Below are 24445 nucleotides of genomic sequence, written 5' to 3'. Positions count from 1 at the left end.
TGTTGTTAAGCAGTACATCGAAAATCAAAATACACCGCCAAGTGAAAGAGCCGTTAAAACTTCTCGCGCTTTAAGTCAGATAAAAGACTAATTACTTCTTGCTTGACTCGCCCTTAAAAGGGCGAGATTGCGCAAGCTTAATGTTCAAACCTTGGCGCAGATAGATGGTGGCATTCATCAACAATAATGTGGCCGTAGTCTTGGATGAGAGGGGAGATAGAGTTGTCTTTTTTATTGACCAAGCTTTGGTAGGTGGCGATGTCGATAATGCCACTCGGCTTTCTTTTGCCACCACCTATACTGCCAATGTTTACTTCGGGTAGGAACGTGCGTAATCGCGCTTGCCATTGTTCGAGCAGTTGTCGGCTATGAACCAGTATGAGGGTGTTTACTTTGCGTTTTACGATTATACCAATGGCTGTAACCGTTTTTCCAAATGCGGTGGGCGCATGCAAAATACCGAAGTCGTGTTTAGTTATTGCGGCCACTGCGTCACGCTGGTTCTTTCGCAAAGTGAACTCGAGGGTAAGTTTTAATAATGGTTTGCTGGCTTCACACTTATCGTCGATTGTATTTAGTTTGTTTTCATCTTGTCGTTAAAGCCAATCAAACCGATTTGTACAGATAAAAACCTATTCAATATTCTGCACTTGTTCGCGAATTTGCTCGATCAACACTTTTAAATCCACTGCTTTTTGTGTGGATTCAATCACGACGGCTTTAGCCGCCAGAGTATTGGCTTCACGGTTAAGCTCCTGCACTAAAAAATCGAGACGACGCCCCACAGGCCCAGCTTGTTTTTGGCGCATAATGCGTTGTACTTCTTGGATATGGGTCTGTAAACGATCTAATTCTTCTGCCACATCGGCTTTTTGTGCTTGCAGCACGATTTCTGCCTCTAGACGCTGTGGATCCAGCTCCACCTTGGCTGCAGCAAGGCGCTGCATCAACAGGTCTGCTTGTGCTTTGACCCACAAAGGCACTTGGGTTTGTAATTCACTGACAATCGCTTGCATTTGCGCTAGACGCTGCTCAATTAAATCTGCCAAGGCTTGGCCTTCGCGCGCACGGGCGGCTTGCAAAGCTTGTAGGGCTTGTACAAAGCCCGCTTGCACTTGCGTAAATAAAACTTCAGGGGCAATCGCCTGTTGAGAGACAATCCCTGGCCATTGCAAAAGTGCTAAAGGGTCTGCTTGCAAAGGGAATTTAAGTGCAGCTTGAATTTGATTCAGTTGGGCGGCCAGTTGAGCAAGTGCTGGTTGGTTAATTTCTGGTTGGATTTGGCTATCTTGCGGACTTTGAATCTTTAAACTGGCTTCCACTTTTCCTCGATGTAAATGTTTGCGCATTTGCTCACGCAGGGCAAACTCTAGTTCACGCACCTGTTCTGGCATACGGAAGCTAGGTTCTAAATACCTTTGATTGACGGCACGAATTTCCCAAGTCAAGCTGGTTCCGTCTTCTAAGGTACTTTGATAACGTGCAAATGCAGTCATACTATGAATCACAGAGGTGCTCCTTTCAACAATGGCCCAGAAGCTGATACTTTACTGCAATTGAGAAGAAATCTCGCCTATCGAGGACTAAAAAAGTGTATCCTTAAGTCACAAGCCTTTGGGTAAAAAGCCAACTGCAGGAGTCTTACATGCGTGCGCAAAATCGAGCCGCTCATCAATTACGTGATATCCAAATTCAGCGTCATTTCAGCACCCATGCGGAAGGATCGGCCTTAATTACTTGTGGCCAAACACGTGTTTTGTGTACGGTCAGTGTAGAAGCAGGCGTGCCACGCTGGTTAAAAGGCAAAGGGCAAGGCTGGATCACTGCCGAATATGGTATGTTGCCTCGATCCACACACAGCCGTAATCCACGTGAAGCTGTGCGTGGTAAACAAAGTGGGCGTACATTAGAAATTCAGCGTTTAATTGGGCGTTCTTTACGCGCGGCAGTCAACTTGCATCTGTTGGGCGAATATACATTGACGGTCGATTGTGATGTGTTACAAGCTGATGGTGGCACGCGCACAGCCGCAATTACCGGAAGTTGTGTTGCCTTAGTTGATGCCTTGCGCACCTTGCAGTATCAAAAAAAATTGCAGCAAGACCCGTTAAAATATCTGATTAGTGCCGTTTCGGTTGGCTTAGTGGATGGTCAAGTCTTATTAGATTTAGACTATAGCGAGGACAGTCAAGCAGACACAGATATGAATCTGGTGATGACAGCGACCGGTGAATTTATCGAAGTCCAAGGCACCGCAGAAGGGCAAACGTATACACAGGATCAATTAATACAGCTGGTCAATTTAGGCACACAAGGTTGTCAGCAACTGATCGAAATACAGCAAGCGGCTTTAGCCCAATAGCACTATATAGGAAAGTACATCAGCAGCAGGGGGCACAAGACAAAACCGACAGGAGTGATTCCATGAGTACAGATTTAGGCTTACATCCATTAGTGGCCCACTTGCCAGGGATGATCTATCGCTGTCGTTATGACGCCTTCTGGACGATGGAATACCTATCAGAAGCCTGTTATGCCTTAACAGGCTACCCTGCTAATGCACTGATTGGTAATCGTGATTTAAGTTATTTAGATGTAATCTATCCACAAGATCGCCAAAAAGTCGCACAGGAAATTAGTCAATCTTTATTAGATAATCGTGCATGGACACTAGAATACCGGATTCAAAATGCGCAAGGTCAAATCCGCTGGGTATGGGAGCAAGGTATAGGTATTTACCAAGAAAATGAGCTGGTTGCTTTGGAAGGTTTTGTCGCAGATATTAGTGAAAGACGTCAGCGTGAAGAGGCTTTACATCAGCAAATTTCTTCTACAGAAGCTGAATTACGTCATCAAAATACCTTATTAAACGAGTATAAAAAAGCTTTTGATCAAAGTGCGATTATTTCTAAGACAGATACGTACGGCATCATTACTTATGTGAATGATGAATTTTGCAAAGTTTCCGGATACAACCGAGAAGAACTGATTGGAGAATCTCATAGTATTACTGGACATCCAGATAATCCTGTAGGTCTATATCAAGAAATTTGGCAAAGCATTCGCCACAAAAATATTTGGCAAGGGATTATTAAAAATCGTCACAAACAAGGGTATGCGTATTTTGTAAAAACCAGTATTGTCCCTATTTTAGATAGCCAAGGCCATATTATAGAATATATGGCAATCCGTCATGATGTCACTGATTTAATTGAAAAAGAAATTAAAATTCAGCAGCAAATCACCGATGAGCTTACAGGGCTACCTAATCGCCTTCAGTTAATGGAAGATATTAGTCATTGCAGCCACACAAAGCTCGCCTTGATGAACATTGATCGATTTAAAGAAATCAATGAATGTTATGGCTATCAACAAGGTGATTTTCTTTTAAAAGAGTTGGGGGGGTTATTAAGCGCCCATTTTAGTTATGCAAAAGTCTATCGTATTCATGCAGATTTATTTGCTATTTTAGATATCAACAATGCTTATACAGACACTTGGATTAGTAAATTAGAAGGCTGGTTAACTGCGATAGAAGATATGTCCTTTGGTCATCCAGATGAAAGTTTCACTCTGTCTATGACAGTGGGCGTCTCTTTAGAGCAAACCAACTTGTATTTAAATGCAGAAACAGCCTTGTGTCGAGCGAAAGAGCAAAGACGTAATTTACTCATTTATGATCAAGGAATTAACTTAAAACAGCAACATATTCACAATCTTGAATGGACAAAGCGTTTACGTTCTGCATTTCAAGAAGAACGTATTTTGGTATTTGCACAGCCTATTATTTGTAATCAATCGGCTAAAATTCATAAATATGAGTGTTTGGTACGCTATCAATCTCCTGAAGGGAAGATCATTACGCCTTTCCATTTTTTGGATGTTGCCAAAAAATCTCGTTTATATCCAAAAATAACCCGCACCGTGATTGAACAGGCTTGCCGCTACTTCAGCCAAAGAGATGAAGAATTCTCGATTAATATTAGCTTACAAGATGTCTTAGATCACGAGCTCACAGACCGATTATTTGCATGGATTTGTGAATATGCTGTCGCGAATCGCTTAATTCTTGAATTGGTCGAGTCGGAAGGTATTGAAAATTTCCGCGAGGTGAATCGCTTTATTGATAAAGTGCGTGCTTATGGCTGCCGTATTGCGATTGATGACTTTGGTACCGGCTATTCTAATTTTGAATACTTGCTCAAGTTACAAATGGATATGATTAAGATTGATGGCAGCTTAATTCGTAATATTGATAAAGATCAAAACGCACGTCAAGTGACTCAAGTCATTGTCGATTTCGCACAACGTTTGGGGGTACAAACGGTCGCAGAATTTGTACATAGTGCAGAAGTTCACGCAAGTGTGTGCGAATTATCGATTGATTATTCACAAGGTTACTATCTTGGAGAACCTCAACCTTTAGATACCCTAGTTATCCAAAATGAAAAATAATCAAGAAAAGTTGAGTTATCAGATAAAAATGATGGTAAATAAGATACATACCTTTTGTATACCCAATCACTTATTTATTGACAGCTTACGTATAGGCACAAAAAAAGATAAAAAAACACCTTCTTTTATATGGCCCTGATTGGACTTGTGATACAGTAATTTTCTTAACTCAAAAAGTATATTTTTCCGTTAATTTGACGAATATCAGTATGCATTCCCAGCAAGAGTTTATTTTCGATCATCTGCCTGTTGCCGCTTTACAGCTTGATATGCAAGGGTGCATTAAGGCGGCCAACAGCGCGGCGCGTGTATTACTGGGGCAAAGGCAGCAGACCCTTGTAGGGACGCATCTTGTAGAACTTTTTAATGATAAAGAAGGTAAAATCAAAACCTTATTACAACGTATGGCACGCTGCTGTGTGCAAGAAACAGGGACTTGCCCACCTTTTGTTGCTTTAGAATCTCAGAAACTCTCTGCAGAATCTTGGCAAGAAATGTCGTCAACTTCTGAAACTAGCCTCATATTAGAATTGCAATTACCTATTTTAACCCAAGTAGAAGTGGTATTTCGTTGTGTACCTCAAATGGGCTGGCTGTTGGTGTTACATGAGAGAACACGCGAACAAGAAACCTTAGCGTTAATGCAGCGTTATTTTCAAATTATCGAACAAACAGATGATTTAATTATGATTACTGACTGTGTCGGTAAAATTGATTATGTTAATCCTGCTTTTGAGCGCTGTACAGGGCTTAGTACCAAAGAAATTCTTGGTCAAACACCGGGAATGCTTAAATCTGGCAAGCATGACAGCCGCTTTTATATGCGTTTGTGGCGCACCTTACAACAAGGACAGCCTTTCCGCGATGTTTTTATTAATCGGCGCAAAGATGGCTCTTTATATTATGAAGAGAAAACCATTACACCTTTAAGGGATGCCTCAGGGCGAGTGACTCATTATATTTCTACAGGCAAGGATATTTCTAAGCATGTAGAAACCCAAGAACGCTTAGCTTATGTTGCAAACCATGATATTTTAACTGGATTACCGAATCGTACTGCACTGAAAGAACGTTTAGATAGGCGTATTCAACGTGCTCAGTTAGAAGACAAACAACTGGCTCTTTTATTAATTGACTTGGATAGATTTAAACAAGTTAATGATAGTTTTGGTCATCGTAGTGGGGATCAGTTGTTACAAGAAGTGGCGCGGCGTATTGCTGAATTAGGCGGACCACAACAATTAATTGCGCGTCAAAGTGCTGATGAATTTATTGTGCTCTTAGAAAACATTCGTACACCAAGGGCAGCTGCTTATATTGCACACAAATTGATTCATGAACTAGAACGTCCTTTTGATTTAGAAGGTGGACATGCTTATTTGAGTGCCAGCATAGGCATTACTTTATATCCCACAGATGGTAATTCAGCCAGTCAATTATTACATAATGCTGATATTGCTATGCAAAGGGCCAAAGAAAGTGGGGGTGAGACTTACCGATTTTTCACTGATGATATGACAACACAAGCAGCACAGCGTTTGCAAATGGAGTCTCAACTACGACAGGCATTATTGCATAAGGAGTTCTTTTTAGAGTACCAACCTAGAATTGATTTAAAACAAGGCAAGCTGGTTGCTGTCGAAGCCTTATTACGTTGGAAGCGGGCAGATGGTAGCCGAGTCTCTCCAGCAGAATTTATTCCTTTATTAGAAGAGATGGGGCTGATTACCTCTGTTGGTGAGTGGGTATTACATACTGCGTGTCGAGAAGCGCGTTATTGGCAGGAAATCGGTTTACCAAAAATTCGAGTTGCCGTGAATTTATCCGCACGCCAATTTCACCAAGCTAATTTATATGATGTTGTACAAAAATGTTTATTTCACTCTGGCTTGCCTGCATCTTGCCTAGAGTTAGAAATCACTGAAGGTTTAATGATAGATAATGTGCAAGAAAGCATTGCTTTACTGCAGCGTTTAAATCATATGGGGGTACATTTATCTATTGATGATTTTGGCACAGGTTATTCTTCTTTAGCTTATTTAAAACGCTTCCCTGTTCATACATTAAAAGTAGACCGCTCTTTTGTGAATGATGTGACCACAGATCCCCATGATGCAGCTATTGTGCAAACTGTGATTCATTTGGCGCACAATTTAAACTTAACTGTAACAGCTGAAGGGATAGAAACGCAGGCACAGTTAGATTTTGTGCGCCATCATGGTTGTAATGAAGGCCAAGGTTACTTTCTGGCACGTCCTATGCCAAGTGAGAATCTGATTGCTTGGTATCAGGCGCAATCTGAGATCACGGAGGAAACCTCCCAAGAGCCAACACAAGCTTCCGCGGAGCTTTCACCACCACCGTCTTCTTAATTAGTTTTGCGTAACGAGATGCGCACTTAACGCGGTCCTTTGTGCCTCTGTCAAAGGCTGTGCTTGTGCACGAGCAAAATCATAATGCACCATCACGGCCTGGCCTTGCGCGCCCAATTTACCCTCTTGCCAAGCTTCTTGACGGATCACAAAAGAGGTATTACCTAGCTTACTAATCAAAGTGCGTATTTGTATTGGCTGCCCATAAAAAAGCTCACCAACAAAATCGACCTCGATCCGCGCTAAAATAAGCTGCCATTTTTTAGGATCTAGATCTGGTGTGAAAATGGTAAATAACTCGTTACGTGCTAGCTCAAACCAAGCTGGTAACCGAGTATTATTGATATGACCTAGCGCATCTGTATCGTAAAAAGCAGGGGTAATTGTCATTTCCCACATGGGTTGATTGCTCCTAAAGGTTTATTTGTAAAACAAATAGGACCAAAGCCTAGTGAGTTTGTCAACTTTCATCTTGTGGAAAAATGTAGACTAGTGTGTATTGAGAATATATACAGGGTAATCCAAACCATAGCCATGAGCAGTACGGATTAACTCTGCTTGTTGCGCTTCTCTTAGTTTACGTCTGAGGCGACTAATTAAGGCTTCCAGACGGCGTAAATCATAGCTTTCGTACTTATGCCCCAAGGCTTCTACAAGACGGCGGCGCTCAATCACTTCCATACCTGCTTGTGCCAAAGTCGTCACAATCCGAGTTTCGTTGTATGTCAGGTGCAAGGGTGCAGGTAAGTGCGTCGGGAAAGGATCAGGTGGGGGAAAACTCGTTAAAATCTGCGCTTTTGGCGGGTATAAATAACCTCTTTGACTATCCAAACGCCAGGTCTCTAAGGTGTTACTCTGTGCAACTGGTGCCGGTGAGCTGACAGCGGGTGTGGTTCTGGCAGTCTGTAAACGGCGACTGATACTGTGCAAGGTAGCATCGAGCTCTTGTGGATTGACCGGCTTGACCATATAAGCATCTGCGCCTTGCTGTAGCCCATGGACTTTAGCCTCTAGTGAACTACGCCCAGTTAACACCAGTAAGCCGGTTGCAGGGCGATATTCACGGATTTGTTGACATACAGCCATCCCATCACCATCAGGCAAACCCAAATCTAGGATCAGAATGTGCCATTCTTCTGTGAGATGCGCTTTCATTTGCGCGACAGAATCCGCTTCGGTTACCTCCCAGCCACAATCGCGCAGATAGCAGGCGGTTTCCTCGCGCAAATCAGGATCGTCTTCTACCAATAAAATACGATTTATCATTAACTTTATACCGAGTGGCGAATGTCTAGGATGCTGTACTTGTGATCGTTAGGCCGTTTTAGGGCTTGGGTAATGCCTGCCTATAGTAGCCAATTAAAGTCTTTAAGTGTTGTTTAAGGTCAAAATACTGATGAGCACGTGCTTGTGCAAGCTGACCGAGCGCCCTGACCTGTGATTTTTCTTGGGCTAATCGACCAATTGCCTCCGCAATCTCTGTGCCAGATTGAGGATCCACAAGTTGCCCCACACGACCTTGTTGCAATAATTCGGGAATAGCGCCTGTATTAGCACCTATAATGGCTTTCCCTAATGCCATAGCCTCAATGACCACTAACCCAAAGGCCTCATTACGCGAAGGAATACAAATAATATCCATCGCTTCTAGCACAGCAGGTAGATCCGTACGAAAACCACTAAAACTGACATGATCACTTAGTTGATGCGATTGCACAAAAGCCTGCAAAGTCGCTACAAAATCTTCATCTGCACCTTCAGCCGCCTCTAGGCCGCCAATCAGCACATAATGAAGTTTTAGCTCAGGCTGCGTGCGTAGTCTATCGGCAGCTTGTAAGAGGTATTCTTGGCCTTTACCTGGGGATAAGCGCCCTGGTAAACCGATACATACAGCATCTTCAGGAATACGCAAATGCGCACGAATCTCTGCATTGCGCTGTCGATTTTGCTGCGGCTGATAAGCTTGTAAATCCACACCATAATACAAGCGCGTAATGCGTTCAGCGGGTACGGGAAACGCTCGTAAATTCCGTTGGTACGTGGTCTCGCTAATCGAAAAAATCCGCGTCACTTTGCGATAAACCCAGCGGTGGTACAGATCTTTTTTAGGGCGAGTAACCCCCATATGATCAGTAAAAAAAATGCGGATTTGCGGCAAAAATAGACTAATTAACGCAGCCAAGCGCAAATCACTCGATTTATGGCAATGAATCACGTGAATCTGGGTGCGGCGAATGTAGGCTAGAAGTTTAGGCAAGTGTGTGAGGACACTTGCCCAAGAAGTCAGCTCATACACGTGCGCCCCTGCAGTTTTTAAAGCACTGCTTACTTTGGATGCTTGCCAAGCACAGGCATGCACTTGTAGTCCCGCAGCGCATAAATGCGGCGTGATCCGTGCGGGATACATTTCTAAACCGCCCCAACCTTTGGACAGACAAATATGCAGCAAATGAATAGGTTCTGTGCTCAAAACAGCATCCTTATGAATATTATTCACTTTTAAAGTGCAGAATAGCAGAAATTAATCAAGGACAACATCCACAAAAACGCCTCTCATATAGAAAGAGGCGTATACCTTGACCTGCTAAATTTCGATGACTTCAAAATCCACTAAAGGACTAACATCGGCCTGATAGTCGACATTTTCACAACCAAAGCCAAATAATTTTAAAAACTCGGCTTTGTAGCCTGCATAGTCGGTGAGCTCAAATAAGTTTTCTGTGGTGATCTGCGGCCATAAACGTTGACATTCTTCTTGAATGCTAGGGCGTAACTCCCAATCATCCAAACGCAGGCGCTTGTGTTCATCTATCGTCGCTTGTGTCTCTGGATTGGCTGGGTAGAGATGCTGCTGGAACAAACGATTAATTTGCTCAATACAACCTTCATGCGTGCCTTCTTGTTTCATCAATTTAAAGGCCATGGAAATGTATAAAGGCATCACAGGAATCGCAGAGGAAGCTTGCGTAACTACAGATTTCAATACGGCCACACGCGCGCGTCCCCCTTGAGAACTTAACAAGGTATCTAACGCTTGGGCCGCACGGTCTAAATCTTCCTTGGCTTTACCTAAAGCACCATGCCAATAAATTGGCCAAGTCAATTCAGTACCAATATAGCTATAAGCGAGGGTTTGACAGCCAGGCGCAAGCACACCGGCTTGATGCAGGGCTTGTATCCAAAGTTCCCAATCTTCGCCACCCATCACCTTGACGGTATTAGCAATTTCTTCTTCTGTAGCCGGCTCGACTTCCGCTTGGATAATTTGATCCTTATTGGTATCGATAGCCGTCGAACGGTAAGTTTCACCAATCGGCTTAAGCGCAGAGCGCACCAATTCACCTGTATCTGGCAGCTTACGCACTGGAGAGGCTAAAGAGTAAATTACTAAATCGACTTGGCCGCCCCAATCTTCTTGAATGCACTTGATCACTTGCTCACGTGCAGCATGCGAAAAAGCATCACCATTAATCGATTTAGCATACAAGCCTTGCTCACGTGCTAAACGTTGAAAAGCCGCGGCATTATACCAACCTGCAGTACCGGTTTTTTTCTCCGTTGGCGCTTTTTCAAAGAAAACACCTAGGGTATCTGCACCATAGCCAAAAGCAGCACTGATACGCGAAGCGAGACCATAACCACTGGAAGCACCGATCACTAAGACTTTTTTGGGGGTTGTATTGGCTTGCTGCGCCTGTGCTAATGCTTGTTTTGTGGTAGCAATCTGCTGTTTCACATTAGCTAAACAGCCACTAGGATGCGTGGTAGTACAAATAAAACCACGGATTTTAGGTTGAATAATCACGGGAAATTCCTTGCTAAGAGGTAAGACATAGAAAGTCTCGAAGGTTAAACCCAAGCTTAGCAAGGTGCAAGCGCGCCCCCAAAGACTTGAGGGCAAGCGGAGGAGGTTTTATAGTCTTGAAGTTAGAAATTATGCACGCAGATCAATATTGATTCCCATGCGACCATCTGCAGCTTGTACTGCTTGTGGCGTTTGCGTGACAGATTCCATCAAAGCCATCACATTTTGTTCTTGTGTGTCACGCGCCTGCTTAAGCACCTGAGTTTGGGCCTGTTCTTTAATTTGCTGCATTTGCGTATTGCGATCATAGTTAATTACGGCCGATGTTAAGCCTGTCATGTCCATTGTAACAACCTCATTAAAAATTTCGGTTACCTTACTTTTTAGTATAGAAGTGCCTCTTCTATCCCGCTACTGCAAAGCGTATTTTTTTGTTGATCTTAAGTAGCAAATAAATCTTTTTGTGCATCCGCCAAAGCAGGTGGGAGAGGCGTCAGTTCAGGTAATTCTGGGCACTGCTGGCGCAGTGCTTGATAAAATTTTTGTAATTGATAGGGCGCTAGTGCGTTATCTGGGGTATGCATAAAAAAGGTAATTTCTTTACCCTGTTGACGCCATTGAACGCATTGGTGCAGCCATTGATTCAAATATACTTGGTTAAGTGCGCTTTGGTGATGCCCAATAAAACGTATGATGGGATATTGATTGGTGGCTAGTACATGCAAGGGAACACGAGGTTTTTTACCCCGCGCCTTATTCAAACTGGCTTGTTCAACAGAAGTTAGCGTTACATCGGCTTGCGTGTTGAAAAGTGCCCGTGAATCGAGCATCACCCGGCTAATGTTATGTTCTATCAGATAAGCATTAAAGGCTTGTTCATGTGCGTCTTTAGCAAAAAAATCAAGGTGGCGGACTTCTAACGCATACAAATATTGAGCTGGCAAACTGGCAATAAATTTTTTTAGCTCTGGCCATTGATCAACACTTAGGCGTGCCGGTACCTGAATAAAAATTAAGCGTACTCTTTGCTCTAGTACTTCAATCGCGTCAAAAAAATCTTTAACTTGAGCACTCTCAGCGCGAGGAAAAACTGCTTGATGGGTACAACTTGCAGGTAATTTCAGCCAAAGCCGAAAATCAGGAGGCGTTTGCCAAGCCCATTGCTGGCATTTTTCACGACTTGGCGCCGCATAAAAGCTTGTATTGCCTTCCACCGCATTAAAATACTGGCTATAGGCCGCTAAGGGGGCAAGCTGCTGATTTGGCCAACACCAAGAAGGATGCTGCCATTGTGCGCAACCGTAATAAAAAGAGGGTGCAGGCATGTGAAGATACTAAAAATAACAAAGGCATCCTTAAATCATAAGGATGCCTCGAATATCATGTAAGCTTGTCGTCTTTAAAGAGGGTACAAGCTCAGCAATTCACGTTTGGCTTACTGAGCCGTAACGTTTGCTGCTTGTAGACCTTTCTGACCTTGCTCGATGTCGAAAGTAACTTTCTGACCTTCGCTCAAAGTACGGAAACCGTCGCCAACGATAGCGCGGAAGTGTACGAACACATCAGCACCGCCGTTATCTTGAGTGATAAAACCAAAACCTTTTTCTTCGTTGAACCACTTAACGGTGCCTGTAGCTTTAGACATAGAATGTCTCCTGAATCATTTTTGTAAAACTGTACGCAGATGCGTGTCTTGGCCTAAATTGACCGATCAAACTACTTATGCTGACAAACAAAGCGTGAATCTTCAGGACACAAACTTACTAGTGAAGCGGTGCAGCGAAGTGTTCATATTCAAATTGTTGCATAGCATAAACAGACCTGTCTGCCAGGCCATGATCCATATTAGCACACTAATAAGCTTTGTATAGCACTATTTTATATTCAGCCAAAAAAAATTCTAACTTCTAGACGCATTTTATCTAACTTCTTGTATTTTCTATAAAAAAAGCTAAGCTTATTCTCATATCACATTTAGGAGACTTATCAGATGCTTGCCCCTCATGAAGTTCTACAGCAATTAGGCGCACATTTTCAGCAAACAACGGAAAAGTTGCAACAACAAGCACCACAAGAATTACCCGCTCCAGTGAAAAACTTTTTAAATAAAGGACTAGAATCCCTGGATGTTGTCTCACGCGAAGAGTTTGACGTGCAAATGGAAGTTCTGCGCAGAACACGACAAAAGCTAGAAGCGTTAGAAACTCAAGTCGCTCATTTAGAAGCACGTATTCAAGCGTTAGAGGGCAAAGCCCCAACAGCAGATACCTTACCTTAGCCAATTTTTGCCCATCCCTTCCCTGCAAGGAAGGGATCTTTCTCCTTGTTTGGTCGCGGAAAAGACTTGCCCTGAAGCAAGTCAGGGTTTAGGGTGAATTGCATCTTGTTATGCCAAGGACGCCACTGTTTAGCACTCATGTCACTGACCCAAAATAGATTATTAATTTGTGCTCCCCCTGCCTTGTGTGAACCTCTTGTTCACGCCTTGACGACTGCGGCCCAAGTGACAGGCGTAGCTATTGAAATAGCGACTTATGAGCACTGGGATCTTAATGCATTAGCTTTTGTACCTGCGCTTATTTTTTGCGATCCACAGTTGGCCTTACCTGAAAAAACCTCTTGGATTACTCTGCGCCAGCACGCCCCTTTAGTCTGGTTGGGCAAGCCATCTGCCCCCCAAGTGCAACAAAGCTATGCATTTGATTTATGGGGCTATTGGTCTTTTGCTGATACGCAGCAGTTGGCCTTGGCCTGTGTACAAATCTTACAAAGATTAGTGCATGAGAGAATGCAAAACGCTTGTATTCAAAGTTTGCAGGAAGCCCATCAGGATTTACAAACACAACTCGCTTTATTACGCCAAGATCAAGAAGCGGGCCATTTTGTCCAACAAAAATTATTGCCTCCAAGCCAAATGCAGGTTGCTGGGCTAGATATTCACTATGCCTTGTATCCCTCGTTATATCTCAGTGGTGATTTTGTCGATACTTTGGCGCTAGATGAAAAGAGCGCACTCTTTTATGTCGCGGATGTTTCCGGACATGGGGCATCTTCCGCCTTTGTCACTATTTTATTGAAGTATCTTGTCACCCGTGCTTGCCAAGCTTTTATTTCTGCACCGACAAAAACCCATCCACCATCGCCTGCCGATTTATTAGCGCAAATTAATACCCAGCTTTTGGAAACGGATCTAGGCAAACATCTCACGATTTTTCTTGCAATCTATGATCGCAGAACGCGCACGCTCACTTATAGTACAGGTGCACACTTACCTGTGCCTGTGCTGGTCGGTCCGCAAGGACAAGCCAAGCCCTTGCCTATGCAGGGTTTACCTGTGGGTTTGTTTGCAGGGGTACAATATCCGCAATACACTTGTCAGCTAGAAGTTGGTGCTTATTTAGTGCTGGCTTCTGATGGGGTATTTGAACTCTTAGAAGCACCTTCACTCGAAGCCAAAGAGGCTGATCTGCATGACAAATACATCCAATGCCAAGGCGATTTTGCACGCTTACAAGCTTTACTCAAGCTGCCTTGTGCTTGTCCTGATGACCTGACACTGATGACCATTTCTGGGTTTTAATTATGCAATCCGGTAAAATTTTGGTAGCCCAAAGTGAGCACACTTTTATCCTCAAACTTTGTGGGGATGTGCGCTTGACTTTTTGTGCCACCCTAGATGATTTGCTGAAGGTAATTTTCCAACAACCTCAAATCAATACCGTCATGGTGGATTTAAGTGAAGCAGAAAATTTAGACAGTACCACCCTAGGCTTGCTTGCAAAAATTGCGATCCAAGCACAAGTTGCAGGTTTTAATGTTCCTACCATTATTTGTGCACATACAGATATTCAACGTTTACTCACTAGCATGGGATTCGAGCAGTTTTTTGTGATTGCCAATGAGCCTATACGTTATGCCAGCCAACTCGCAGAAGCGCCTTTATTACAAGCCAGTGAACAAGAAATGCGCGCGCAAATTTTAGAAGCGCATAAAACCCTAATGAGCATGAATGAAAATAACCGTGAAGCCTTTCAAAGTGTTGTTGAAGCTTTAGAAGCGCATCATCAAGAAACAAACACGACCAATTAATCTCTACTTCATAACTTCATATGCAAGCTTTATTACAACGTGTACGTCATGCCAGTGTGACCGTGAACCAAGCCGTCGTTGGGGAAATTCAGCAAGGCTTATTAGTTTTTTTAGGCGTGGAGCCGGAAGATACCCCTGCTAAAGCAGAGGCTTTAATTGAGCGGATTTTAAAATATCGTGTCTTTAGTGACGCACAAGACAAGATGAATTTAAGTCTGCAAGATATCCAAGGCGGGCTTTTATTAGTCTCCCAATTTACACTCGCTGCAGATACCCGCAAAGGCTTACGCCCGAGTTTTTCCAGTGCGGCCTCACCTGCTTTAGGGCAGCACTTATATGAACATGCCCTTGCACATGCACATCAATGCCATCCACAAGTCGCAAGTGGGCGTTTTGGTGCGGATATGCAGGTGTCTTTAGTCAATGATGGCCCTGTGACTTTCTTATTAAGCAATTAGCCGGTCGCTGGCTTGCGACTGGCAAGATAAATCCCACCAAAAATCAACACCAAGCCCGCAAAGTGATACTGTTGCAGTTGCTCACCAAGAAACAACACCGAAAGCAAAATACCAAAAGCGGGGATTAAATGAATAAAATGCCCCGTTCTTGCTGCCCCTAATTGCGCTACCGCGCGATTCCAAAATAAATAAGCCAAAATAGACGCAAAACAAGCCACATAAAACACACTGATCACTGCTGGCCAAGTCATAGGCATCACACTGTCTTGAACCCAAGTATCCCAAAGATAAACCGGCATAAGTAAAAACCAGCCCATAGCTACTGTGGTGGCAAAAAACACAAAAGGACTCAAACCTTGCGGGCGCACTTTCAATAAAACGGAATATAAAGCCCAGCTCATTACAGCAGCCAAGATCCAATAATTCCCCTGATCAACAAAATCCAAGGCGAGCAAATGCCCTAATTCGCCTTGCGTAATGACCAGCAGTACCCCAAGCAAAGATGCCAACATTCCGATCAACTGTACCTTCCCAATCCCTTCACGAAAGACCAACCAACTAAACGCCAACATAAAAATAGGCCCAGCAGACAAGAGTAAAATCCCGTTGGTAGCAGCGGTGGTTTGCAAACCGAGATACACAAAGGTGTTAAAGTTAGTCACCCCGAGTACACTTAAAATCAGTAATTTACGCCAATGGGTGCGAATCACAGGCCAAGAGGTGCGCCACGCTGACCAAGCAAAAGGGGTGATCAAAGCAAGTGCCAGTGTCCAACGCCAAAAAGCCAACCCCAGAGGCGGAATTTGTGCATGAAACGCACGTGCCATCACGAAATTACCGCTCCAAAACAAGGTGGTTAGCACTAAAAGACCATAGGCGAGATGATCCTGATCCTTGAAAAAGCGAGGAAATTTGCTGACTTGCATAAGTGCTCCAAAAGTTTCAGGTTGCTTGTAGACAAAATAACGGCCTAGCATACGTGCCTTAATTAAAGAGCGCCAATTTCGGAGAAAACCCCATGTATACTCTGCAAGATCTCTTCACTTTGATGCAGCATTTGCGCGATCCAGAAGGCGGCTGCCCTTGGGATCAAGCACAAAATTTCTTGTCGCTCAGTAGCCATACCCTAGAAGAAGCCTATGAAGTCGTGGATGCTATTGAACGCCAAGATTGGCCACATTTGCAGGAAGAGTTAGGCGATTTGCTGTTTCAAGTCATTTTCTACGCCCAACTAGGGCAAGAAGGGGTACAAGGGGCTGATTTTAGCTTTGCTCAGATTGTCGATACCCTAGTGCAAAAAATGTTGCGCCGTCATCCGCATGTCTTTCCTGATGGCACCTTAGCCAGTGCTCAGCACGCCACTTCACTTAGCGAGGCTCAAGTGCATCAACATTGGGAGACGCTTAAAGCACAAGAAAAACCGCAAGCCAAGGGTTTGCTAGCAGATATTCCCCTGGCTTTGCCTGGATTAACGCGGGCAGCCAAAATACAAAAAAAAGCAGCACGCGTTGGTTTTGATTGGCCCGATATTCAAGGCGCTTTGGCCAAAGTGTATGAGGAGTTGCAAGAATTAGAGCAAGCCCTAGCCACAGAGAATCTAACCGAAGCGCAGCAAGAATATGGCGATTTACTCTTTGCCTGTACCAATTTAAGCCGTTTTTTACAGCAGGATCCTGAAGCCGCTTTGCGACGCACGCAAGCCAAGTTTAGCCAGCGTTTTGCTTATATCGAAACACAATTACAAACGAGGGGTTTAAGCTTTGCGCAGGTGAGCCTAGAACAAATGGATGCTTGGTGGGAGGAGGCTAAATTACAAGAATAACAAGTAATTATCGCCAAGCCTGTGCTAACGCTTCCCATAAAGGCGCTCGATACGCAGGACTCTCATTCACAAGGTGATGGCGTGCACCAGCAATGATCACAGGGTTTTTAGCGCCTACTTGCTGTGCCAATACCGGTAGATTAAAGCGCCAATCCACCGTCTGATCCGCATCCCCTTGCACTAATAAAACCGGTACCTGAGTTTGTGCAGGTACTTGTGTTACCCAATCGACCCAAGCAATTAAAGCACCGACCCAAGCCACATCCACATGCTTGGATTGCAAAGGATCTTGCTGTAAAAAATCGACAAAAGATGCCTGGTGCGAGTTGGCTTTAAACACTCTCGGAACCCGAGTGACCCAAGGGCTTAAAGTACGCCATAACCAACGGATTTGACGCCAATTCACAGGGCGCACTAACGGGGAAATCAAGCTGATATGCTGCCAAGGACTCGGCGCAACTTCAAGCAAATGCTGGGTTAAAATCGCTGCACCTGTACTTTGCCCCAAAGCGAATAAAGGCTGATCCGCCGTGGGAAGATCCGCCAAAATGGCTTGTAAAATGTGCTGATACTCACTAAAGCAACGAATGCTAGCACGTCGGCCACTCGATAAACCATGCCCTGGCAAATCAAAGCATTCCACGGCTAAACCTTGCTTTAACGCAAAATCAATCACCTCCGCATACAAACCGGTATGATCATAATAACCGTGGCAAATCAGCACACAAGCTCGTGGCTGCGCCGGTTGCCATCTTTGCCGTAAAATCTGATAACTTGCATGTTCCGTTTGGATTCTTTGCCAACCAAATGCGTACTCATGTGCGCTTTCAGTGGCTTGTGCCAGTTGGTACGTCTGCAAATAAGTTTGCCAAACGGGCGGCATATGCGTTTGTGGATACACCAGAGAAGGCAAACCCAAATCCGGTAACTGATCTGTATTTAGCCCAATTAACCAGTGTGCTAGTTGTACTTGTGCGCTCTTTTGCATACAGATTCCCTAAGACGAATGGCGGTTCAGCTTTCAGTACAAAACAAGCTATGATGTGAACCTTAATTTGTTTATTGATCTTGCAGCAAAAACTGCTAAGACAGAAATGCGCGACAGGCAAGACTAGCAGATTCAACAAGATTTTGTTAAAACAACTCGGCCTGTACAAGGTTTGTATGTGTACTCGGCACAAGTACATATAAAAATCCGGCCATATGGGTTGGCAAACACTTGTATTTTGTATGGCTTTTTTATCCCTTGCACTTTGAGTTTAAAGGAACCTTGACAATGACAGATAGAATCAGCGTTGGAGAGCTAAAAGTTGCCTCCACCCTGTACACTTTTATTAACCAAGAAGCCTTGCCCGGTACTGGGGTGAGTGAAGCCGATTTTTGGGACGGTTTAAACCAGTTGGTGCGTGATCTGGCACCACGTAACCGTGAATTACTGCAAAAGCGTGATGCTTTTCAGGCAAAAATTGATCAATGGCATTTGGCACGTCAAGGCCAAGCGTTTGATTTGGAAACCTATAAAGCCTTTTTAAAAGAAATCGGTTACTTGCTCCCTGAAGGGGAAGATTTCACCGCAACCACCACGCAAGTGGATACAGAAATTGCCCGTATGGCAGGCCCTCAGTTAGTAGTTCCTGTGATGAATGCGCGGTATGCGCTCAATGCAGCGAATGCGCGCTGGGGCAGTTTGTATGATGCGCTTTATGGTACCGATGCCATTAGTGAACAAGATGGTGCTGAGAAAAGCAGTGGTTATAACCCTGTGCGTGGGCAAAAAGTCATTGCCTTTGCCCGTGAGTTTTTAGATGAAACGATTCCACTCGCCCAAGGCTCTCATGCCCAAGCAAGCGCCTATCGTATTCAAGCCGGTCAACTCAGTGTGCAACTGGCTGATGGTAGCCAAACCGGCTTACAAGACGCTAGTGCTTGCCTTGGTTATCAGGGCACAGAAGAAGCACCTTCGGCCATTTTGTTTGTACAAAATGGTCTGCATTTCGAGTTACAAATCGACCGTGAACACTTTATTGGTAAAGATGATCCAGCAGGTGTCAAAGACATCCTGATGGAAGCCGCTTTAACCACCATTATGGATTGCGAAGACTCAGTTGCCGCAGTCGATGCTCAAGATAAAGTGGTCGTTTACCGCAATTGGCTTGGCTTAATGAAAGGTGATTTAAGCGAGCAGGTGAAAAAAGGTGCACAAACCATTACCCGTCGTCTCAACGGGGATCGCGCCTATACCACCCTAGATGGCCAAACTTTGACCCTGCACGGTCGTTCTTTGATGTTTGTGCGTAATGTTGGCCACTTGATGACCATCAATGCCGTGGAAGATGCACAGGGCCAAGAAATCCCCGAAGGGATTTTAGATGGCTTAGTGACTTCTTTGATTGCGATACACGATTTACAAGGCAATGGCGCTTACCGCAACTCGCGTGAAGGCTCTGTGTATATCGTCAAGCCCAAAATGCACGGTCCGGAAGAAGTGGCTTTCACCAATGAATTGTTCGGCCGTATCGAGCAAATTCTAGGGCTGGCAGCCAATACGTTGAAAGTCGGCATCATGGATGAAGAGCGCCGTACCACGGTCAACTTGAAAGAGTGTATCCGCGCGGCGAAAGAACGTGTGGTCTTTATTAACACAGGTTTCCTTGATCGTACTGGTGATGAAATCCATACCTCAATGGAAGCCGGTCCCATGATTCGTAAAGGCGACATGAAAGCCGCTGCTTGGATTAGCGCTTACGAAAACTGGAACGTAGACATTGGCTTAGCCTGTGGTTTACAAGGCCGTGCACAAATTGGTAAGGGCATGTGGCCAATTCCTGATCAAATGGCCAATATGTTGCAAGTGAAATTAGGCCACCCGATGGCAGGCGCGAATACAGCTTGGGTCCCTTCACCGACGGCAGCGACCTTGCACGCACTCCATTATCACAAAGTCGATGTCTTTGCACGTCAGCAAGAGCTCAAGCAACGAGCGCGCGCTAGTCTGGATGATATTTTGACCTTACCTGTTGCCACAGACCCTAACTGGAGCGCGGAAGAAATTCAGCAAGAGTTAGACAATAACGCTCAAGGCATTTTAGGTTATGTGGTACGTTGGGTTGATCAAGGTGTTGGCTGTTCAAAAGTGCCCGATATTAATGATGTCGGCTTGATGGAAGACCGCGCGACCTTGCGTATTTCCAGTCAGCATATTGCTAACTGGTTACATCACGGTATTTGTAGCGAAAAACAAGTCATCGAAACCATGCAACGTATGGCCGCTGTGGTCGATCGTCAAAACGCAGAGGATCCTGCTTATACTCCAATGGCGCCACATTTTGATGACAGTGTAGCTTTCCAAGCAGCCTGTGATTTGGTGTTGAAAGGCCGCGAACAACCAAATGGTTATACCGAACCCGTCTTACACCGTCGCCGCATTGAAGCCAAAGCCAAACAGGCTTAGTTGCTACCCTAAAAAGTAAACTTTTAATTACTTATTTTAAAGCTCGTGTATTCTATTGAATATACGGGCTTTTTTATTTCATTTATTTTTGGTGCAGGATTAAAACAGATTAAAAATGTACTAAAAATATGCTTTTTTATGTTTTTAAATTGTGTTTTTTTGTCAATAAATATCAGTTTATTTGTCTTTATAAGCTGATATACTTGAGTTTATCCTTTTAATGTCGATAAAAGATGGTACCAACTAAATAGCACACTTAAGGGATTAAATACAATGCGTACTCGCAGCATCCAGCATGATGAACAGCTTGTGGTTATTTCCCATCATTCGCATACAGGTTCTTGGACAAAACCCCTCATTTTAGGCTTGTGTTTAAGTGCAGCTATGGGCGCAAGTTATGGTCTGGGTTATTACACACAAGATACAGCCTCTTATGACACGAACACAGAAACTCGTACTTCTGGCAGTTTGGGATTAAGACAAGCCCTCGCCGCACAAGAAGATGAAGATTTCTTCCTACGTGTTGAGCAACTACAAAAACATGTACAACGTTTGCAACAACAACAAAGTGCGTATCAAGAAACGCACCTTGCACTCAAACAAGAGGTCAAGCGCCTAACTTCTGAGTTGAATGCTTATCGTGAATTTACCCATACAGATCATAATTTAGATCAAGGGGTTCGTATTGAAAACTGGCAATTAACCCAATTAGACCCACATCAATATGAATATAAATTCTCGATTCAACAAGAGACAGAAGGCCAAAAAATCGAAGGCATGGCCTTTGTTAATTTAATTGGTGAACAACAAGGGCAAGAAAGTATTATTCATTTGCCTTCCCCTGAAACCAATAAATTGGGCACACCTTTTAGTTTCCGTTATCTGCGCGAAATTAATGGACAAGTCGCTTTACCAGAGAATTTTACCCCGCAATATTTGCAGGTAGTCATTTATACACGTGGTGACAAAGCCACACGCCTTGAAAGCTTACATGCTTGGCCACCACAAGCTTAAGGGTTCAACTTTTGCTGCAAGCAAGCAAAAACTTGGGCAAGACTAGGTGGATTGCCGTGTGGATCAAAGACCGCATCGTGCAAAGGCTCGTAACGCGGCCAATAACGATAAGGCACAGTTTTAAAGAAAATCCCCAAGGTGGGTGTATGGGTCGCTAAGGCGAGATTACGTACACCCGTATCACCAGCAATTAAACAAGCTGCTTGGGTAAGACGTTCGGTCAGTTCAGGTAAGGATTCGCAAGCAATCAGCTTAATTTGTGGATATTGGCTACTGAGCTCCAATAAGAAATCAAGCTGCTCATGCGCATTTTTACCGGCTAACACCTGATGCTCACGTTCAGGCCAAGTTTGCGCACTTTTTTCTAATAAGGCCAACCAAGCTGCTTGCGGCCAACACTTATTTGTCATGGCCGCAAAAGGAAAATAAACCACAGCTTGCCGAGATGCTGCTTGATGTTGTGGTAACGCAAAGTTCAGCGGGTATTCAGGTTGATGACCAAACACTTTGACAAAATCCAGCAAAATCTCTGCTTCATAATGGAAATCCGAGCGCAAAATCCCTATGTCGTATAACAAGGGATTGAGCCAACTTTGGTAAGGAAAACCTAGCTTAATTTTTGCGGGGACGAGTTTGGTCAACATACGTGAGCGCGAAGTTGAAGCCAGATCAAATAAAAGATCAAATTTCCCCAAAGCTTTGATGGCTTGATAGCTTGGCCACCAAGGCGCTTTTTTATCCCAAATATGCACCTCGTCCACCAAATCGACAGGCGCTGCATATTGATAATGTGCCAGCAAGCTTAAACAAATCTGTGCTTGGGGACACAAGCGGCGCAGTTCCACTAAAAAAGGACGGGTAGCCATCATATCGCCAAAGGCACAATGCCGAATGACCAAAATTTTTTGCGCGTGTGTGATGACCTCAGGATGTTGCAATTGCTGACGTGTCTGTGTACGCATATAACCGCCTTTTTCTAACCAAGCTTGCTGCATAAAAACGCTTTCCTCCTCATTGTCTTATTCGGTTGTTCAGTTGACTTTTAGATGTCAGTCCCTAGAATCGAGCCGCTTATCTTGATCAATCTGAAAAGACTTGTCTGTCTTATCAACCTAAACAGTGCACTCGACGGTGATTGCATCTTGCCTGTTTAGGCTGCCGCCTTTTTATTGGCTGCCTGCCGATGCCTTACTTGAATCAATATTCCAAGGTCTTATATGTTTGAAACGATGAAATCCGAGTGGCTCTCCAATTTACGCGGAGATTTACTTGCAGGTACGGTCGTTGCTTTAGCTTTAATTCCTGAAGCAATTGCTTTTTCTATTATTGCCGGTGTCGATCCGAAAGTGGGCTTGTACGCCTCCTTTTGTATTGCGGTGATCATTGCCTTTGTAGGCGGACGCCCCGGCATGATTTCTGCCGCTACCGGCGCAATGGCCTTATTAATGGTGACTTTGGTGCGTGAGCACGGTTTGGAATACTTGTTAGCAGCCACCTTATTAACAGGGCTATTGCAGATTATCGCCGGCTACTTGCAACTAGGCAACTTGATGCGTTTTGTGTCTCGCTCGGTCGTCACCGGCTTTGTTAATGCCTTAGCGATTTTGATTTTTATGGCTCAGCTTCCCGAACTGATTAATGTCACCTGGCATGTCTATGCGATGACGGCCGCTGGCTTAGGTATTATTTATTTATTTCCTTATGTGCCCAAAATTGGCAAAAGTTTACCCTCGCCTTTGGTCTGTATTGTCACTTTAACCTTAGTTTCTATGGTCTTGGGATTAGAGATCCGCACGGTTGGTGATATGGGCGAGTTACCAGATACCTTGCCGGTTTTTTTATGGCCGCAAGTCCCTTTTAACTTGGAAACCTTGTGGATTATTTTACCCTATTCACTCGGTTTAGCCGTGGTTGGTTTGTTGGAATCCATGATGACAGCGGCGATTGTCGATGATTTAACCGACACCAGCAGCGACCGTAATCGCGAATGTAAAGGCCAAGGGATCGCTAATATAGGTGCGGGTTTACTAGGAGGCATGGCAGGTTGTGCTATGATTGGCCAGTCCATTATTAATGTGAAATCTGGTGGACGCGGGCGTTTATCAACCTTTGTTGCCGGCTTATTTTTAATTATCTTAGTGGTATTTTTAGACGCTTGGATTCAGCAAATCCCTATGGCTGCCTTGGTAGCCGTCATGATTATGGTCTCTATCGGCACTTTCTCTTGGAGTTCTATTCGGGATTTACGCACCCATCCCCTATCAACCAATATCGTCATGCTCAGTACCGTCGCGGTCGTGGTTGCCACCCATAACCTAGCTTTAGGTGTTTTTGTTGGTGTTTTACTTGCGACTTTATTTTTTGCCAACAAAATTGGCCGTTTATTGGTAGTACATGCGCAGCAGGATGCCACTACAGAAACGCTTACCTATCAGGTGGTTGGCCAAGTCTTTTTTGCTTCCTCAGAACGTTTTTTGGCCGCCTTTGATTTTAAACAAGCCGTCGATAAAGTGATCATCGATCTAAGCCAAGCGCATTTTTGGGATATTACTGCGGTATCTGCTTTAGATAAGGTGGTCATTAAATTCCGTCGTGAAGGGGCAGACGTTGAAGTGATCGGCATGAACCAAGCTACCGCCACAGTGGTAGATAAGTTTGGCGTGCATCAGGACGCTAAAAAAGCAGAGCAATTACTGCAAAATCACTAATTGACTGCGCCTCGCCCTGAAGGAAGGAATCTCTCGCACAAAACTGATAATCAAGGCTGCCGGTTGATCAATCAGCGGCCTTTTTTATTGCGCGCCAAGGGCGCAAATATCTTTATCTTTCTATTCTCTTACTTACTATTAGTGACTACTCCCCGCCCGTCGCCTAACGGCTATGAGCGAGGCTTCTTGTTTCAACGTCCGCAACAATCAAATGAATGATTGACTTACACAGACTCCGCAAGCGAAAACGACAGTCCAGCCGCTTTAAGTT

23 protein-coding genes are annotated in these 24445 nt (G+C 44.2%); 11 read left to right on the top strand and 12 right to left on the bottom strand.

Features of this window, described 5'->3' with window-relative positions:
• Nucleotides 1-137: 137 nt before the first annotated feature.
• Both BMX05_RS11980 and BMX05_RS11975 read right to left on the bottom strand, forming a co-directional pair.
• Nucleotides 138-512, bottom strand: coding sequence for a DEAD/DEAH box helicase family protein (locus BMX05_RS11980; protein ID WP_281246226.1), 375 nt, complete (start codon nt 510-512; stop codon nt 138-140).
• A gap of 120 nt (nt 513-632) precedes the next feature.
• The gene (locus tag BMX05_RS11975; RefSeq protein WP_093312446.1) at nt 633-1508 is read right to left on the bottom strand and encodes a YicC/YloC family endoribonuclease; all 876 of its coding nucleotides are present in this window, start codon (nt 1506-1508) and stop codon (nt 633-635) included.
• 137 nt (nt 1509-1645) lie between these two features.
• Here BMX05_RS11975 and rph point away from each other — a divergent pair, with 137 nt between their 5' ends.
• The 3 genes from rph to BMX05_RS11960 all read left to right on the top strand — a co-directional run bounded on the left by rph (nt 1646) and on the right by BMX05_RS11960 (nt 6827).
• Nucleotides 1646-2362: a ribonuclease PH gene (gene rph / locus BMX05_RS11970; RefSeq protein ID WP_093312442.1), complete on the top strand. Its 717-nt coding sequence runs from the start codon at nt 1646-1648 to the stop codon at nt 2360-2362.
• Nucleotides 2363-2424: 62 nt separating this feature from the next.
• Nucleotides 2425-4455: an EAL domain-containing protein gene (locus BMX05_RS11965; RefSeq protein ID WP_093312438.1), complete on the top strand. Its 2031-nt coding sequence runs from the start codon at nt 2425-2427 to the stop codon at nt 4453-4455.
• A 209-nt stretch (nt 4456-4664) separates the two neighbouring features.
• Complete coding sequence (locus tag BMX05_RS11960; protein WP_093312434.1) at nt 4665-6827, top strand: putative bifunctional diguanylate cyclase/phosphodiesterase; 2163 nt, start codon at nt 4665-4667, stop codon at nt 6825-6827.
• On the opposite strand, the gene BMX05_RS11955 is transcribed toward BMX05_RS11960, so the two are convergent.
• The 7 genes from BMX05_RS11955 to cspE form a co-directional block, all read right to left on the bottom strand.
• A complete protein-coding gene (locus BMX05_RS11955) occupies nt 6828-7226 on the bottom strand; it encodes an acyl-CoA thioesterase (RefSeq protein WP_093312430.1) in 399 nt (132 codons plus the stop codon).
• A 90-nt stretch (nt 7227-7316) separates the two neighbouring features.
• Nucleotides 7317-8093, bottom strand: a complete 777-nt coding sequence (locus tag BMX05_RS11950; RefSeq protein ID WP_093312426.1) for a response regulator transcription factor — start codon at nt 8091-8093, stop codon at nt 7317-7319.
• 58 nt (nt 8094-8151) lie between these two features.
• A complete protein-coding gene (locus tag BMX05_RS11945) occupies nt 8152-9297 on the bottom strand; it encodes a glycosyltransferase family 4 protein (protein ID WP_245710717.1) in 1146 nt (381 codons plus the stop codon).
• 114 nt (nt 9298-9411) lie between these two features.
• Complete coding sequence (gene fabV / locus BMX05_RS11940) at nt 9412-10632, bottom strand: enoyl-ACP reductase FabV (RefSeq protein WP_093312422.1); 1221 nt, start codon at nt 10630-10632, stop codon at nt 9412-9414.
• Nucleotides 10633-10761: 129 nt separating this feature from the next.
• Complete coding sequence (locus tag BMX05_RS11935) at nt 10762-10977, bottom strand: putative motility protein (RefSeq protein ID WP_093312416.1); 216 nt, start codon at nt 10975-10977, stop codon at nt 10762-10764.
• Between the two features lie 95 nt (nt 10978-11072).
• Nucleotides 11073-11957, bottom strand: a complete 885-nt coding sequence (locus BMX05_RS11930) for a DUF72 domain-containing protein (protein WP_093312413.1) — start codon at nt 11955-11957, stop codon at nt 11073-11075.
• 110 nt (nt 11958-12067) lie between these two features.
• The gene (gene cspE, locus BMX05_RS11925; RefSeq protein ID WP_093312410.1) at nt 12068-12277 is read right to left on the bottom strand and encodes a transcription antiterminator/RNA stability regulator CspE; all 210 of its coding nucleotides are present in this window, start codon (nt 12275-12277) and stop codon (nt 12068-12070) included.
• 345 nt (nt 12278-12622) lie between these two features.
• Between cspE and BMX05_RS11920 the strand changes: the two genes are divergently transcribed.
• From BMX05_RS11920 to dtd, 4 genes are all read left to right on the top strand, one after another.
• Nucleotides 12623-12910: an accessory factor UbiK family protein gene (locus BMX05_RS11920; RefSeq protein ID WP_093312407.1), complete on the top strand. Its 288-nt coding sequence runs from the start codon at nt 12623-12625 to the stop codon at nt 12908-12910.
• Nucleotides 12911-13003: 93 nt separating this feature from the next.
• Nucleotides 13004-14212: a PP2C family protein-serine/threonine phosphatase gene (locus tag BMX05_RS11915; protein WP_143051972.1), complete on the top strand. Its 1209-nt coding sequence runs from the start codon at nt 13004-13006 to the stop codon at nt 14210-14212.
• Nucleotides 14213-14214: 2 nt separating this feature from the next.
• Nucleotides 14215-14721 carry an STAS domain-containing protein gene (locus BMX05_RS11910; RefSeq protein WP_093312401.1) on the top strand — a complete coding sequence of 169 codons (507 nt, stop codon included), beginning with the start codon at nt 14215-14217 and terminating at the stop codon, nt 14719-14721.
• 20 nt (nt 14722-14741) lie between these two features.
• Nucleotides 14742-15179 carry a D-aminoacyl-tRNA deacylase gene (gene dtd, locus BMX05_RS11905; RefSeq protein WP_093312398.1) on the top strand — a complete coding sequence of 146 codons (438 nt, stop codon included), beginning with the start codon at nt 14742-14744 and terminating at the stop codon, nt 15177-15179.
• Here dtd and BMX05_RS11900 read toward each other — a convergent pair.
• Entirely contained in the window at nt 15176-16105 is a 930-nt protein-coding gene (locus BMX05_RS11900; protein ID WP_177166902.1) for a DMT family transporter, read from the bottom strand. The two genes, dtd and BMX05_RS11900, sit on opposite strands and share 4 nt — an antisense overlap.
• Before the next feature lie 92 nt (nt 16106-16197).
• On the opposite strand from BMX05_RS11900, the gene mazG reads away from it, so the two are divergent.
• Entirely contained in the window at nt 16198-17001 is an 804-nt protein-coding gene (gene mazG / locus BMX05_RS11895) for a nucleoside triphosphate pyrophosphohydrolase (protein WP_093312391.1), read from the top strand.
• Nucleotides 17002-17008: 7 nt separating this feature from the next.
• Here the strand turns inward: mazG and BMX05_RS11890 are convergent, their stop codons facing one another.
• On the bottom strand, nt 17009-17989 hold the full coding sequence (locus BMX05_RS11890) for an alpha/beta fold hydrolase (RefSeq protein WP_093312388.1): 981 nt from the start codon (nt 17987-17989) through the stop codon (nt 17009-17011).
• A gap of 288 nt (nt 17990-18277) precedes the next feature.
• Here BMX05_RS11890 and BMX05_RS11885 point away from each other — a divergent pair, with 288 nt between their 5' ends.
• Both BMX05_RS11885 and BMX05_RS11880 read left to right on the top strand, forming a co-directional pair.
• Nucleotides 18278-20452, top strand: coding sequence for a malate synthase G (locus BMX05_RS11885; RefSeq protein WP_093312385.1), 2175 nt, complete (start codon nt 18278-18280; stop codon nt 20450-20452).
• Between the two features lie 273 nt (nt 20453-20725).
• The gene (locus tag BMX05_RS11880) at nt 20726-21466 is read left to right on the top strand and encodes a DUF6776 family protein (protein WP_093312381.1); all 741 of its coding nucleotides are present in this window, start codon (nt 20726-20728) and stop codon (nt 21464-21466) included.
• On the opposite strand, the gene BMX05_RS11875 is transcribed toward BMX05_RS11880, so the two are convergent.
• On the bottom strand, nt 21463-22461 hold the full coding sequence (locus BMX05_RS11875) for a glycosyltransferase family 9 protein (protein ID WP_093312378.1): 999 nt from the start codon (nt 22459-22461) through the stop codon (nt 21463-21465). The genes BMX05_RS11880 and BMX05_RS11875 overlap by 4 nt on opposite strands.
• A 222-nt stretch (nt 22462-22683) precedes the next feature.
• Between BMX05_RS11875 and BMX05_RS11870 the strand changes: the two genes are divergently transcribed.
• Nucleotides 22684-24174 carry a SulP family inorganic anion transporter gene (locus BMX05_RS11870; RefSeq protein WP_093312374.1) on the top strand — a complete coding sequence of 497 codons (1491 nt, stop codon included), beginning with the start codon at nt 22684-22686 and terminating at the stop codon, nt 24172-24174.
• Nucleotides 24175-24445 lie beyond the last annotated feature (271 nt).

This window comes from Allopseudospirillum japonicum (assembly GCF_900108915.1).
Taxonomy (GTDB): Bacteria; Pseudomonadota; Gammaproteobacteria; order Pseudomonadales; family Halomonadaceae; genus Pseudospirillum; species Pseudospirillum japonicum.
Note: the sequence above shows the minus strand (reverse complement) of the source record. Positions and strands in the feature narration are given on the sequence as shown.

Bases quoted from the DNA above. Each gene is read 5' to 3' on its own strand.
- BMX05_RS11965 (WP_093312438.1), top strand. From the start codon at position 2,425: ATGAGTACAGATTTAGGCTTACATCCATTAGTGGCCCACTTGCCAGGG.
- rph (WP_093312442.1), top strand. From the start codon at position 1,646: ATGCGTGCGCAAAATCGAGCCGCTCATCAATTACGTGATATCCAAATT.
- BMX05_RS11935 (WP_093312416.1), bottom strand. From the start codon at position 10,977: ATGGACATGACAGGCTTAACATCGGCCGTAATTAACTATGATCGCAAT.
- BMX05_RS11900 (WP_177166902.1), bottom strand. From the start codon at position 16,105: ATGCAAGTCAGCAAATTTCCTCGCTTTTTCAAGGATCAGGATCATCTC.
- BMX05_RS11910 (WP_093312401.1), top strand. From the start codon at position 14,215: ATGCAATCCGGTAAAATTTTGGTAGCCCAAAGTGAGCACACTTTTATC.
- BMX05_RS11920 (WP_093312407.1), top strand. From the start codon at position 12,623: ATGCTTGCCCCTCATGAAGTTCTACAGCAATTAGGCGCACATTTTCAG.
- BMX05_RS11880 (WP_093312381.1), top strand. From the start codon at position 20,726: ATGCGTACTCGCAGCATCCAGCATGATGAACAGCTTGTGGTTATTTCC.
- BMX05_RS11870 (WP_093312374.1), top strand. From the start codon at position 22,684: ATGTTTGAAACGATGAAATCCGAGTGGCTCTCCAATTTACGCGGAGAT.
- mazG (WP_093312391.1), top strand. From the start codon at position 16,198: ATGTATACTCTGCAAGATCTCTTCACTTTGATGCAGCATTTGCGCGAT.
- BMX05_RS11955 (WP_093312430.1), bottom strand. From the start codon at position 7,226: ATGTGGGAAATGACAATTACCCCTGCTTTTTACGATACAGATGCGCTA.
- BMX05_RS11960 (WP_093312434.1), top strand. From the start codon at position 4,665: ATGCATTCCCAGCAAGAGTTTATTTTCGATCATCTGCCTGTTGCCGCT.
- BMX05_RS11875 (WP_093312378.1), bottom strand. From the start codon at position 22,461: ATGCAGCAAGCTTGGTTAGAAAAAGGCGGTTATATGCGTACACAGACA.
- cspE (WP_093312410.1), bottom strand. From the start codon at position 12,277: ATGTCTAAAGCTACAGGCACCGTTAAGTGGTTCAACGAAGAAAAAGGT.
- BMX05_RS11885 (WP_093312385.1), top strand. From the start codon at position 18,278: ATGACAGATAGAATCAGCGTTGGAGAGCTAAAAGTTGCCTCCACCCTG.
- BMX05_RS11950 (WP_093312426.1), bottom strand. From the start codon at position 8,093: ATGATAAATCGTATTTTATTGGTAGAAGACGATCCTGATTTGCGCGAG.
- dtd (WP_093312398.1), top strand. From the start codon at position 14,742: ATGCAAGCTTTATTACAACGTGTACGTCATGCCAGTGTGACCGTGAAC.
- BMX05_RS11890 (WP_093312388.1), bottom strand. From the start codon at position 17,989: ATGCAAAAGAGCGCACAAGTACAACTAGCACACTGGTTAATTGGGCTA.
- BMX05_RS11930 (WP_093312413.1), bottom strand. From the start codon at position 11,957: ATGCCTGCACCCTCTTTTTATTACGGTTGCGCACAATGGCAGCATCCT.